The following is a 12,196-nucleotide window of genomic DNA, read 5'->3' on the forward strand; positions in this document are numbered from 1 at the left end:
TTTATATGATTTTTACTGAATGAGCTGTTCTGAAGGAAAGATTTGCTGCAGTTCGTTCAGGAATGTTTGGCGCTCTTCGGTATTATGAAGATAAATGGGCTCAATAGCTTCCTTCAGCCATGTCCTACGCTCTGCACGATCCGCTACGTACTGCTTCACATAGTGTCTGACATCTGCCAAGAAGTCCAGATAGTCTTCATAACGTTCATCATACGTTTCTGCTATTTCGGTCCGAATCTTTTTGGCCAATGAAGGACTTGCTCCACTTGTCGATACGCTGACGATCAGTTTACCACGCGTCATGACTGCTGGAATTTGCGCGGTACCTAATGTTGGATTGGAAGCGTGAACGACTAGTTTACCTGCTTCTTTCAATAGCTTGGCAAGACGATCATTTACGGCTTCGTCATCTGTTACGAGCAAGGTGAGAAAAGCATTTTCAACATCTTCCCATTCCGCTTCTTTCTTAATGAGCGTAACCGTACCTTGTTGTTCTAATTTTTCAAAAGACGGGTGGAATTCAGGGCTGATAATAGTAGGATGAATACCGAAACGATGTAGGTTGAGTACTTTGTGATACGCGACGTGCCCGCCACCGACTAGGAATATATTTGATTCATCCATGTTTTCAAGCATGATGGGGAACATAGAGACCACGTTTCCTTTCTGTTGCTTCATCGGCCCTTTCATTCAGAATCGCATGAATCACTGGATCATAGCCTAGTTCGGGGCAGAGATGAATAGCGGTTGTTGTTTTGGTTTTCTTTAGTGTTCTTTCAATTGACTTCATTAAAATACCAGTGAATAATAAATACGGTAAAATATACAGATTTTTAGGTTGGTGTTCTAGTAGTCGTTCAAGTTCATTTTCATAAAAAGGCTCGCAAGCTGCTAGATAGCCGACATGAACATTTTGAAGCTTGGTTTTCTCTTGGAATATTCTTTTGATTTTCGCAAAATCTTCTTTCGTAGCAGGGTCACTGCTGCCTCTTCCAATCAATAAAATGGATGCATCCTTAGGAATTACTTCTGTTGTTTCATGCAATCGTTCGATTAGCACATCAACCATACGTTCATCCACACCAATCGGATCACCGTAGTAAACAGGAATATCAGGGTAATTCATCATGACTTCCTGTAGCTCAGTAGGAATATCCACGTTGGCATGACCTGCGCGCAATAACAGAAAGGGTATAGCTATAATTTCTGTTGCACCTCGTGCGATACAGCGTGCAACACCGTCAGCAATCGACGGTTCGGCGAGTTCTAGAAAACATGCTTCCTGGATAGGGGCCGCTTTGGTTTCCATTGTTTTCTCAATAAATGCCAAAGCAGCCTGCTGTCCTTTCTTTACGCGGCTGCCGTGGCAAATATATAGGATTGCTTTCATACTATCGCCTCGTGTAACCGACGTTCTTTACTGGATTCTTCAAACCACTGTAATTCATCACGCAAGCGAACCACTTCACCGATCACGATCATACTCGGATTTTTGACTTCTTCTAGACGTGCCGTTTCCGTCATGGTGGAAAGCGTTGCAGTAACCGTATGCTGTGTCTCTGTCGTTCCCCAATGAATGAAAGCAACCGGTGTATCTGGATCTTTACCGTGCTGAATCAGTTGTTGTTGAATATACGGAAGATTGCTGACACCCATGTAAATCGCCAGTGTATCAATCCCTTTTGCGAGAGCCTGCCATTTCTCAGCCTCTTCGGCACCTTCTTTACGATGGCCCGTGACAATTGCAAACGAAGCGCTGTAATCACGATGGGTAACAGGTATTCCTGCATATGCTGGAGCTGCGATTCCGGACGTGATGCCGGGAATCACTTCGAATGGGATGTGATGCTTTACCACAAACGCTGCTTCTTCTCCGCCACGACCGAATATAAAGGGATCGCCGCCTTTTAGACGGACGACTTGTTTACCTTGCTTCGCATGTTTAACCAATAAGAAATTGATCATATCCTGCTGAACAAAATGATGCTTAGGAAGTTTGCCTACAAAAATCAATTCCACATCGGGCTTCGCATGAGTTAAAATCTCTTGATTGATCAGTCTGTCATAAAGAATTACATCCGCTTGCTGTATAGCTTTCACTGCTTTGACGGTCAATAAATCAGGATCTCCAGGACCTGCTCCAACTAGCCAAACTTTGCCCATTCTACTCACTCCTTAATTAATCCATTTTTTATCGCGTAAGTAGCCGATTAATTGCTCGACACACTCTTCAATCGTATATTGATCAGTTTCTAATGTAAGTTCAGGTTTCACTGGTGCTTCATAAGGAGATGAAATCCCGGTAAATTCCGGAATGACACCCGCACGTGCTTTTTCATATAATCCCTTTGGATCACGTTTCTCGCAAGCATCAAGAGGACAACTGATGTACACTTCAACAAATTCATCTTCTTCCACTAAACGTCTGACGCTGTCGCGGTCCTCTTGGAAAGGGGAGATGAATGCGGTAAACACAAGCTGTCCGCTGTCAATGAATAACTTCGAGACTTCCCCAATGCGACGAATGTTTTCTTTACGTGCTTCATCAGAAAAGCCAAGGTCCTTATTTAAGCCATGACGCACATTATCACCATCAAGTACATATGTGTTAGCACCAAGATCGTGCAACCGGCGTGCGGCTGCATTGGCGATCGTGGATTTACCTGAACCGGATAGGCCGGTGAAGTAAAGTACTGCGCTATGATGTTTATTTTTTGCCCGTTGATCTTCTTTTGAAATTAAATGGTCATGCCATACAATGTTCTCTGCCATATCATCATCCCTCACTTTGCCAGTTCTTTTTCTTGTAATCCACTGATCAGTACATCAACCACTTCTTTGCGACTGAATTCCGGTGGAGGCAAGATTCCGTTTTTTAACATTTCACGTACTTTAGTTCCCGAAAGGATGACATGGTTATCACTGGAGTGCGGGCAAGTTTTAGGTGTTGCCATATTGCCGCAAGTTTTACAGAAGAAACTATGTTCAAAGAACAGTAACGTGATGCCGATTTCTTCCGCTGTAAAGTTCGAGAAAATTTCTTGTGCTTCGTAAGTACCATAATAATTTCCAACACCTGCATGGTCACGGCCGACAATAAAGTGTGTACAACCATAATTTTTACGCACAATAGCATGGAAAATTGCCTCGCGTGGTCCTGCATAACGCATTGCGGCAGGGAAGACAGCCAACTTCACGCGATCTTCAGGGTAGTAGTCACGCAGTAATACTTGATAACTCTCCATCCGTACATCAGCGGGAATATCGTCAGACTTTGTTTCACCAACTAGCGGGTTGAGCAAAAGTGCGTCTACGATTTCGAGTGCGGTTTTTTGAATATATTCATGCGCACGATGCACAGGATTACGCGTTTGGAATCCGACAACCGTCTTCCAACCATTATTTTCAAATGCTTGACGAGTTTCAGAAGGATCAAAATAAAACTCAGCAAAATTTTTCTGTTCTATTCGTCTAATCAGTTTAATCGGTCCGCCAAGATAGATATGGCCACGATCAAGTAATTTCGCTACACCCGGATGTGCTCTGTCAGCTGTCTTATAAACTTTTTCTGCTTCAATTTGTTGATCAGGTTCGAAGATATCCGTAATTTCAAGTGTGCCGTATATATCACCTTGATAGTCGAGTAAAACCGTATCGCCTACGGAATAAGGCGAACTATCTTTTACGGGTAGCGTAATAGGTAAACTCCATATCGTACCGTCCGCAAGACGAGTATCATTGACGACAGCGTGATAATCTTCAGAAGTTAAAAATCCAGTTAGCGGGCTGTATGCACCCGTTGCGATTAATTCCAAATCACTTACTGATGTGGCATCAATTGAGACTATTTTGTGCAATCCCTTAGTGGAGAGAGTGGGATCATATAAATTAACTAACTTACCGCCATGTGGTTGTATTGTTATCATTTGTAAACACCTATCCTCTTCATTTTAATAAGTCATATAGAAATACTAGGGTTTAAGTTAAAAAAATTTACGTATGCAGTCCACATTCTGTCTTACCACTACCAGTCCAGCGTCCAGAACGCATATCTTCTTCAGTAAATGCTGGTTTTGTACAGTTTGTGCACCCAATACTCGGGTAGCCTTGATCATGAAGTATATTATAGTCCAGTTCATGTGTGTGGGCGAAACGCCAAACATCTTTCCATGTCCAATGAATCAGCGGACACACTTTAATCTTCTTAAAACGGTTATCTACATTTAGATACTCCGTAGATTTTCTCATGGCAGATTGTTCCCGACGTAATCCTGATATCCAAGCAGTGGAAGGGGCAATCGCTTCTTCCAATGGTTTAATTTTTCGCAAATCACAGCATTGGTTTGGATTGGTTTTCCAAAGATCTATTCCATATTGATCTGACTGTTCTTCAATAGTCAATCCAGGTTGTTGCAAATGGATTTGAAGTTGAGGATAACGCTTCTTCACTTTTTCTATCGTGTCATACGTTTCTTGGAAATGATAATTCGTGTCTAAGAAAACAATTTTGGCATCGGGCTTCACGCGTGAAATCAGTTCAATCAATACAATTCCTTCAATACCAAAGCTACAAGCATAGACTAGCTTTTCTCCGTAGTGATCATAAGCCCATTGCAACACTTCGGAAGCTCCTTTGGTCTCGGAGTCTGCTTTAAACTCTGGTAAGACCGGTGCATCTTTCCACGATTCAAATGTGATCATTTTATCCCCCCGCTAACTGTTATATTATTAACAGTTTAACAGACAATTAAAAATAGTCAATGCAAATTAGAATAGTAGGGATTAAAATTTATTTGCGTAAATAGTAGAGCCTATTAATTGGTGTAAGGTCCGTTGCATAGTAATTAATAACTAATAATGGATAGTGTTTTTTTAAAACAGCTTTTCTTAAGGGGGATGAAAGAAGTTTCGTATAGCACTAGCAGTGTAAGTAGAGAGTTCATTATCCTCACTTTGGCGCTAGTAGATAGCTCGTCGCTACGCCGCCGCGACAGGCGTGGCTGGATAGTGGTTCTTCCAAAAAGATTTCTAGTTTCGGTATGTACTTCGCGGCAGTATATTGAAAGAATTTAATGCTAGTCACACTTCGTTACAGGCGAAAAATAGCAAAAGACCAATGTCCACTTGGGGCGAAGATCAGCGGTGTCTACCCGCGTCTATTTATCATTTTACTTTTCATGTAAAAAAGCAATTGGTATACTTAATAGTAGCAAACCATTAAAACTAAAGGAAGAAGTGTGTACTCAATGGGACGTAAATGGAATAATATTAAAGAAAAGAAAGCGTCTAAAGATGCGAACACAAGTAGAATCTATGCAAAGTTTGGCCGTGAAATATATGTGGCAGCAAAATCAGGAGATCCAAGTCCCGAATCGAATCAAGCACTGAAATTCGTACTCGAGCGTGCAAAAACGTACAGCGTACCAAAAGCAATCATCGACCGTGCAATCGAAAAGGCAAAAGGTGGCGGTGAGGAAAACTTTGATGAACTTCGTTACGAAGGATTCGGACCGAATGGCTCAATGGTCATCGTGGACGCGTTGACAAATAACGTCAATCGGACAGTTTCCGAAGTGCGTGCGGCATTTGGTAAAAATGGGGGCAATATGGGCGTGAGTGGTTCTGTAGCTTATATGTTTGATCCCGCTGCGATTATCGGTGTGGAAGGCAAAACGGAAGAAGAAGTATTGGAGTTATTGATGGAAGCAAACGTTGATGTAAACGATATCGAGGAGGAAGACGGGCAAGTAGTTGTATACGCTGATCCTTCCCATTTCCATGAAGTACAAGAAGCATTCAGTCAAGCCGGTATTACGGACTTTACTGTAGCAGAGTTGTCCATGATAGCGCAGAATGAAATTTCATTAGATGCAGAAGCGCAGGAACAGTTTGAAAAAATGATTGATGCACTCGATGATTTAGAAGATGTACAACAAGTTCACCATAATGTTGAGTTAACATAAAAAACAGCTGTTCCACAAGGAGCAGCTGTTTCTTCATGTATTACTTTACGGTGACCTTCCATCCATCAGTCGGTTCTTCAGTGGAATCTACACAAGTTGGTAAAAAGACGAAAGACCAGGGCGTTGCTGCGAAAGGTGGAATATCGAGGGACAGTGAAAATGTCTCCTCAGCCGCTGTTTCTCCACGTTCATTTACTACACACACTGTAGCTTCACGGATAGATAATAATTCATCGCGATTATTTTGCAAAAATACCGTAGCGACTATTCCTCCATTACGTTTTCTCTTTATCAGTATAGGTGTAGCTGTAAATTCTTCATGTACAGTTCTTTTAGCTTCATATTGATAAATAAAAGCCTGTTTTTGTTGCTCTGATAAAGTAGCTTCCCATGTTTTTTCAAACACAATATGCATAGGATAGACCCCCTTTCTCCTATATCGTTCCCTAGATATTGATATTTAAGTCCTATTATATCACAGAATAATAATAAATATTAATTACGACTTAATTCTCTTGTATAAGATATAAATTTCGTAGTATTCGGAATTGCCGCTGATTATTATACATAAAATGAAGTAATTTATCGAATCATGTATACTAGAATAGAAATATAATAAAGGGAGAGAGTCGTATGATACGTGTATTATTCGTTTGTCTCGGGAATATTTGTCGCTCACCTATGGCAGAAGGTGTATTTCGTAAGATGATTCATGATGAACGATTGGAGAATCACATCGAAGTAGACTCGGCAGGAACAAGCGATTGGCATGTCGGGAAAGCTCCACATGAAGGAACGCTGTCCAAACTGGCGGAATTTCAAATTTCGGCAGATGGGATGGCTGGACGTCAGTTGAACATAAAAGATGCAGGGGAATTTGAATATATTATTGGAATGGATGAAGAAAACGTCCGAAATATTCATAACATATTTGGTGATCATGACCACCAGCGTGTGCTCCGTTTTTTGGATTTGACTAGTCATCAAAAAGACGTTCCAGATCCGTACTTCACGGGTGATTTTCAGGAAACATATGACTTGGTGCTTGAAGGTTGTCAGGCATTATTGGAACTTATAAAAAAAGAGGCATCCATTAAATGAAGATACCTATCCTATATGAAGATAACCATCTCTTAGTCGTGGAAAAGCCGGTCAACGTACCGGTGCAAAAAGATGAGAGCGGAGACTTAGACGTATTGACTATATTAAAGCAAGATATTAAAAGACGTTATCAAAAACCGGGAAATGTATATCTTGGCTTAGTACATCGTCTTGATCGTCCAGTTGGCGGTGTGATGGTATTTGCTAAAACATCCAAAGCAGCATCTCGTCTATCTGATCAGCTTCGTCGTGGCGTCATTGAACGGAAATACTTAGCAGTTCTCCGCGGTGTGCCTCGAAAAAAACAATCTACTCTTCAGCACTATTTATACAAGAATCGTCTGAAAAATCAAGTGTATAGTGTGAAGCCAAATCATCCAGAAGGGAAAGTAGCTAGTTTGGAATATCAGGTACTTGATAAAAAAATTGAACACAGCTTGGTAAGTGTACGTCTACATACAGGACGTTCACATCAAATTCGAGTACAAATGGCCACAGAAGGCCATCCACTCTATGGTGATCAGAAATACGGAAGTTCAATGAATAGGCGTGGCGAACAGATTGCGTTGTGGGCGCACAAACTAGAATTCGAACATCCGACAACAAAGGAAATGATGCAATTTACCTCGGAAGCGCCGCGAGTTTATCCTTGGGAATTATATTCTACTCATGATCAAGTTTATAAAACGTATGGTTAGTGAAGAACGGTCCTTTCTTGACTTACGAATTCGGTACAACTACACTAAATGGAAAAACGTCTGTTGGAGGAATATATGAGTAAGCATTCTTTTATCCCGATTATTGTCGGAACTAACATTAACGCCTATAATATGGCGATTTCATTTCATGAAGAATATGGCATTAAACCTGTAATTGTAGGTAGAGAATCATTGCCTTTCACAAGCTATAGTACGATTACAGATATCCAAGAATTACATCCAGGTTTGCATGATCCTAAAGTATTCGTCCAGTTTTTACGTGAAATTGCTAAAAAGTATCGCACGGCTGATCAGAAATTAGTACTTGTCGGAACAGACGATTTATATGTCCGTTTAATTATAGAGCAGCGAGAAGCTTTGCAAGAAGATTTCTTGTTCAATTATATCGATGAAGAAATTATGAATGCCGTCTATATTAAGAAAAATTTCTATGAATTATGCGCGGAGCATGGAATAGATACACCCTCTACATACTTCCATTCATGTGTATCTGATGAACCATTTACAGAGGAAGTCCTGTTCCCGGTCATCATCAAGCCTAGCGATGGTGTTCAATACTATCGCCATCCGTTTGAAGGGTTGCAGAAGATCTATAAAGTCGATACATATGAGGAAATCAATCGTATTATCCAAATGGTAAAAGCCAGTGGATACACAGAAGATCTGATTATCCAAGATTTCATTCCAGGCGATGATACGTATATGTGGGATGCTGTATATTACGCTGATCAGCATGGTAAAGCGCAGTTAATCACATTGGCCCAGGTGGTATTACAAGAACGTGCGATGACGGCGATCGGAAACTATACAGCATTGATTACGCGGTATGATGAAGAAATTATGACGAAATTAGCTAACTTCCTTGAAGCGATTGGCTATGTCGGTTATGGGAACTTCGATTTGAAATACGATGAACGCGATGGCAAATTTAAAGCGTTTGAAGTGAATATCCGTCAAGGGCGTTCAAGTTATTATATTACGCAATGCGGTGAAAATATGGCGAAGTATTTAGTCGATGACTTAGTATACGGGAAAGAAAAACCCCTCACATATCTAGATGATCATTTCCTATTCACTGTCGTACCGAAAGCAGTATTAAAAAAGTTTGTCGATAATCCGCCTATGGAAAAAGAGATTCGGTCACTTATCAAAGCAGGAAAGTATGGTAATCCTTTATTCTATAGTAAAGATAAACATATGAAGCGTAAATTGTATTTACTGATGCGCCAAATCAACTATTACAAGAAATATAAAAATGCTGTTGAATAATAAAACATCCCTGCCTACGCGCAGGGATGTTTTACTTCACTTAACTAATTAGCTAAATCGATCAACAAGGTCGTGCATATTCTCCGCTTCTGTATGAAGATCAAGGGAAGCGTGCATAATCGTGCTGATTGCAGCTTTTTGTTCATCGATGGATGCATTGACTTGTTCGGTAGCAGCAGCTGATTCAGTTGCGACAGCTGCAATTTGATCAATTGCTTGAACAACGTGTTGTCGATTTTCATCCATACTATTCATATCATTTTCCATAGTCTTCAACAGCGATGTGATGTTGAGAATGGAATCGGATAGTTGTTCGAAAGCATTTTTAGTTTCCAGAATCGTACCTTCTTGATGACTTGTCAAATCTAATGTGTGTTTCATTTGGTTCTCGGCAGTCGTCGTATCTTTCCGAATATGCACGAGCAGGTCGCGAACTCTCGCAGTTGCCTCGTTTGTGTCTTCAGATAAATGACGTACTTCATTGGCTACTACAGCGAATCCTTTTCCATGTTCTCCTGCGCGAGCGGCTTCAATACTAGCGTTTAATGCTAGTAAGTTCGTTTGCTCTGAGATCGAGGAAATCGTTTGGACAATTGCTTGTATTTCATTCATTCTAGATACAAGTTGTGAGAAGTTACCTTGTAAGTCGTTAATGACGATGTTGAAATTCTGAGAGTTTTCTTCCAAAGTCTCTGCCTTTTGCATACCTGAACTTTGTAGAGTGTTCATGCTATGCATTTCTTTCACAACGTTTTCATATTGCTCTGATGCATTGGAAATCAATGTGGATAATTGACTAACTTTTGTAATCGCGATATCTGCTTCTTCGGATTGCACAACTGATCCTGAAGATACTTCAGAAATAGCGCTATGAATTTCGTCAGCCGATGCAGTCGCTTCTTCCGTGATTGCGCTAAGTGTTTCGGAAGAGGTTCTCATACGGTCTGAAGAAAGTCTTGTATGACCGACCATCTCATTCAGATTATTTTTCATTGTATTAACATTTTCAGCTAAATGACCGAGCTCATCACGCGAACGGATCGGAATGTCTTCTCCGGATAATTTACCTTGCGCAATTTCAGCCGTAATGTGGCGGATATTCTTAATATAGGATGTTAGACGTCCTGAGAAAATTGAGAATAAAGTAACACCCACCACGACAGAAATAATAACTGATAGTAAGGTATACCATAAAACATTTTTCGCTCCAGCATTAAAGTCTACTAGGTAGGTTCCTGCCACTATAATCCATCCCCAATTTGGATCTTGTAGGCTGTACGTGATTTTTGGCGCTTCAACATTCAGGTTACTTGGCAACGGCCAGTCATACTGTACATAACCACCTCCGCTTTTAGCTTCTGAGATTACCTCTCGAATAAAGTAACGACCATCTTTTGTTTTGGCTTCATAGAGACTTTCTCCTTCTTTCTGTGGATGTACGAGCAAAGTGCCTTCCTCATCCACTACGTAAAAGTAGAAGTTCTCCCCGTATTTCGCTGGGTTTTCTAAAGATCGAGTACCGTCAGTGGCCATAGGTCCCATGATTTTGTCTTTAGCTCGTTTTTGGGCGTCCTCTAAACTTATTGTACCGTTCTCTACTTGAACATTGAGCTCGTCGATCAAGTCTAGGATCGCATACGTCCCGTTTTGTAATCCCATTTCTCCAACAGATTCAAGTTCTTGCTTTGCTACGAAGTAATTGACAATACCAACAGCTAATAATGGAATTAAAATAACTAGTGCTGCAAGCGCTATCAACTTGTTACGTACTGAACCTTTCAATATGTAATGCCCCCTTTTGCATGTTTGCTATATGAAACCTTTCTCCCCTTTTTATAGTATAGGCTATTCTAATTAATAACGGAATAGCTTGTCTCAATTAATAGTAATTTATTACTTAATTTCCAAACTCCGTTGGTAAATGACAGGTAACTACTCTTCGATTCTTGACTTGAAAAATACAGTAGGCTACACTTAATAGAGCTGTGGCTGTGCGGTTCTTTAAGATTTTCAAACGATTAAAACGGAAATTGTACGGAGTCATAGTAATGTAAGGAGTGTTCGAGCAGTGCCGATTTTAGATAAAAGCAATGCGGAAGATGTAAAAAGGTATGAAACGTTTATGAGAAATTCTCCATTTCGTTCAATTACACAAGATCCCAATTGGGCAAATGTGAAAGACGACTGGGGTAATGAGCAAGTATATGTAGAACGGGACGGAGAAATTGTAGCCGCTATGTCCTTATTGATACGGAAAGTGCCAGGCGGATTTTCCTTACTATATGCACCACGTGGACCTATTTGCGATTTACATAATCAGAAGTTGGTTGCAGAATTGATTCAAGAGGCAGAGGTGCTTGTAAAAAAACATAAAGCCTTTGCATTAAAAATGGACCCAGAACAACTTTATACAGATGAATTGGACAAGCTATACCGTGATGCGGGTTACATAGTACGCAACGAAGGCGCGGGTAAAGAAGATTTAATACAGCCCCGTTATAATATGATTGTTAAATTGACTGACGAAGATGAAGATTCTTTAATGCTTAAGTTCCGTAGCAGAACGAGAAGTAAAATCCGAAGCTCTGCACGTAAAGGTGTGGAGATTTCCTATTCACGCAGTGATGAATATTTAAAGAAGTTCTTTGAAATTCATGAAGAAATGTCTGTTCGTAATCAGATCTCCATTCGATCATATGATTATTTCGTCAAAATGCGAGAAGCATTCGATGATTTACGCATTTATATAGCAAAGCACGAAGACGACTATTTAGCTGGTGCTATAACTATTAATTATAATGGGAAGTTGTATTACTTATATGCGGGCAGTTCCAACACGAAGCGCAATCTAAATCCAAGTTATCTTATGAACTATGAAATGATGAAGTGGGGATTGGAAATCGGAGCGGAACAGTATGATCTTGGTGGGGTATTTGTACTCGACAGTGAGCAGGATGGCTTATATAATTTTAAAAACAGTTTTTGTCAGGTGGACGGAGTGACAGAATTTATCGGTGAAATCGATAAAGTATACAAACCGTTCATTTATAACCTATTTGTAAAAGTAGTGCCTAAAATTCAGAAGTTGAAAAAGAAGCTTCAAAAAAAATAACCGGTTGAAATCCTCAACTATAGAAAAGAGTG

Annotated in this window: 13 protein-coding genes; 5 read left to right on the forward strand and 8 right to left on the reverse strand. The window is 40.3% G+C overall.

What is annotated here, in order from left to right; genetic code table 11:
• Positions 1 to 12: 12 nt before the first annotated feature.
• From CSV67_RS11625 to CSV67_RS11650, 6 genes are all read right to left on the reverse strand, one after another.
• Positions 13 to 678 (reverse strand): precorrin-2 dehydrogenase/sirohydrochlorin ferrochelatase family protein, encoded by a 666-nt coding sequence (locus CSV67_RS11625; RefSeq protein WP_233192604.1) that lies wholly within the window; start codon positions 676 to 678, stop codon positions 13 to 15.
• Positions 629 to 1,390 carry a sirohydrochlorin chelatase gene (locus CSV67_RS11630; protein ID WP_099631752.1) on the reverse strand — a complete coding sequence of 254 codons (762 nt, stop codon included), beginning with the start codon at positions 1,388 to 1,390 and terminating at the stop codon, positions 629 to 631. The genes CSV67_RS11625 and CSV67_RS11630 overlap by 50 nt, the downstream gene beginning before the upstream one ends.
• Positions 1,387 to 2,163: a uroporphyrinogen-III C-methyltransferase gene (gene cobA, locus CSV67_RS11635; RefSeq protein WP_099631753.1), complete on the reverse strand. Its 777-nt coding sequence runs from the start codon at positions 2,161 to 2,163 to the stop codon at positions 1,387 to 1,389. Before cobA ends, CSV67_RS11630 begins: the two co-directional genes overlap by 4 nt.
• A gap of 12 nt (positions 2,164 to 2,175) precedes the next feature.
• Positions 2,176 to 2,772 carry an adenylyl-sulfate kinase gene (gene cysC, locus CSV67_RS11640; RefSeq protein WP_099631754.1) on the reverse strand — a complete coding sequence of 199 codons (597 nt, stop codon included), beginning with the start codon at positions 2,770 to 2,772 and terminating at the stop codon, positions 2,176 to 2,178.
• A gap of 11 nt (positions 2,773 to 2,783) precedes the next feature.
• Positions 2,784 to 3,926 (reverse strand): sulfate adenylyltransferase, encoded by a 1,143-nt coding sequence (gene sat / locus CSV67_RS11645; protein WP_099631755.1) that lies wholly within the window; start codon positions 3,924 to 3,926, stop codon positions 2,784 to 2,786.
• A 67-nt stretch (positions 3,927 to 3,993) separates the two neighbouring features.
• Complete coding sequence (locus tag CSV67_RS11650; protein WP_099631756.1) at positions 3,994 to 4,701, reverse strand: phosphoadenylyl-sulfate reductase; 708 nt, start codon at positions 4,699 to 4,701, stop codon at positions 3,994 to 3,996.
• 545 nt (positions 4,702 to 5,246) lie between these two features.
• On the opposite strand from CSV67_RS11650, the gene CSV67_RS11655 reads away from it, so the two are divergent.
• The gene (locus CSV67_RS11655) at positions 5,247 to 5,963 is read left to right on the forward strand and encodes a YebC/PmpR family DNA-binding transcriptional regulator (protein ID WP_099631757.1); all 717 of its coding nucleotides are present in this window, start codon (positions 5,247 to 5,249) and stop codon (positions 5,961 to 5,963) included.
• A gap of 40 nt (positions 5,964 to 6,003) precedes the next feature.
• Here the strand turns inward: CSV67_RS11655 and CSV67_RS11660 are convergent, their stop codons facing one another.
• The gene (locus CSV67_RS11660; protein ID WP_099631758.1) at positions 6,004 to 6,378 is read right to left on the reverse strand and encodes an SLAP domain-containing protein; all 375 of its coding nucleotides are present in this window, start codon (positions 6,376 to 6,378) and stop codon (positions 6,004 to 6,006) included.
• A 218-nt stretch (positions 6,379 to 6,596) separates the two neighbouring features.
• On the opposite strand from CSV67_RS11660, the gene CSV67_RS11665 reads away from it, so the two are divergent.
• From CSV67_RS11665 to CSV67_RS11675, 3 genes are all read left to right on the forward strand, one after another.
• Entirely contained in the window at positions 6,597 to 7,064 is a 468-nt protein-coding gene (locus CSV67_RS11665) for a low molecular weight protein-tyrosine-phosphatase (protein ID WP_099631759.1), read from the forward strand.
• On the forward strand, positions 7,061 to 7,762 hold the full coding sequence (locus tag CSV67_RS11670) for an RluA family pseudouridine synthase (protein ID WP_099631760.1): 702 nt from the start codon (positions 7,061 to 7,063) through the stop codon (positions 7,760 to 7,762). Before CSV67_RS11665 ends, CSV67_RS11670 begins: the two co-directional genes overlap by 4 nt.
• 75 nt (positions 7,763 to 7,837) lie before the next feature.
• Positions 7,838 to 9,052 (forward strand): carboxylate--amine ligase, encoded by a 1,215-nt coding sequence (locus CSV67_RS11675; protein WP_099631761.1) that lies wholly within the window; start codon positions 7,838 to 7,840, stop codon positions 9,050 to 9,052.
• A 48-nt stretch (positions 9,053 to 9,100) separates the two neighbouring features.
• Here CSV67_RS11675 and CSV67_RS11680 read toward each other — a convergent pair whose 3' ends face one another.
• A complete protein-coding gene (locus CSV67_RS11680; protein ID WP_099631762.1) occupies positions 9,101 to 10,834 on the reverse strand; it encodes a methyl-accepting chemotaxis protein in 1,734 nt (577 codons plus the stop codon).
• Between the two features lie 286 nt (positions 10,835 to 11,120).
• On the opposite strand from CSV67_RS11680, the gene CSV67_RS11685 reads away from it, so the two are divergent.
• Positions 11,121 to 12,164 (forward strand): lipid II:glycine glycyltransferase FemX, encoded by a 1,044-nt coding sequence (locus CSV67_RS11685; protein WP_099631763.1) that lies wholly within the window; start codon positions 11,121 to 11,123, stop codon positions 12,162 to 12,164.
• Positions 12,165 to 12,196 lie beyond the last annotated feature (32 nt).

This window comes from Sporosarcina sp. P2, assembly GCF_002743255.1.
Lineage (GTDB): Bacteria > Bacillota > Bacilli > Bacillales_A > Planococcaceae > Sporosarcina.

Bases quoted from the DNA above. Each gene is read 5' to 3' on its own strand.
- CSV67_RS11625 (WP_233192604.1), bottom strand. From the start codon at position 678: ATGAAGCAACAGAAAGGAAACGTGGTCTCTATGTTCCCCATCATGCTT.
- CSV67_RS11630 (WP_099631752.1), bottom strand. From the start codon at position 1,390: ATGAAAGCAATCCTATATATTTGCCACGGCAGCCGCGTAAAGAAAGGA.
- cobA (WP_099631753.1), bottom strand. From the start codon at position 2,163: ATGGGCAAAGTTTGGCTAGTTGGAGCAGGTCCTGGAGATCCTGATTTA.
- cysC (WP_099631754.1), bottom strand. From the start codon at position 2,772: ATGGCAGAGAACATTGTATGGCATGACCATTTAATTTCAAAAGAAGAT.
- sat (WP_099631755.1), bottom strand. From the start codon at position 3,926: ATGATAACAATACAACCACATGGCGGTAAGTTAGTTAATTTATATGAT.
- CSV67_RS11650 (WP_099631756.1), bottom strand. From the start codon at position 4,701: ATGATCACATTTGAATCGTGGAAAGATGCACCGGTCTTACCAGAGTTT.
- CSV67_RS11655 (WP_099631757.1), top strand. From the start codon at position 5,247: ATGGGACGTAAATGGAATAATATTAAAGAAAAGAAAGCGTCTAAAGAT.
- CSV67_RS11660 (WP_099631758.1), bottom strand. From the start codon at position 6,378: ATGCATATTGTGTTTGAAAAAACATGGGAAGCTACTTTATCAGAGCAA.
- CSV67_RS11665 (WP_099631759.1), top strand. From the start codon at position 6,597: ATGATACGTGTATTATTCGTTTGTCTCGGGAATATTTGTCGCTCACCT.
- CSV67_RS11670 (WP_099631760.1), top strand. From the start codon at position 7,061: ATGAAGATACCTATCCTATATGAAGATAACCATCTCTTAGTCGTGGAA.
- CSV67_RS11675 (WP_099631761.1), top strand. From the start codon at position 7,838: ATGAGTAAGCATTCTTTTATCCCGATTATTGTCGGAACTAACATTAAC.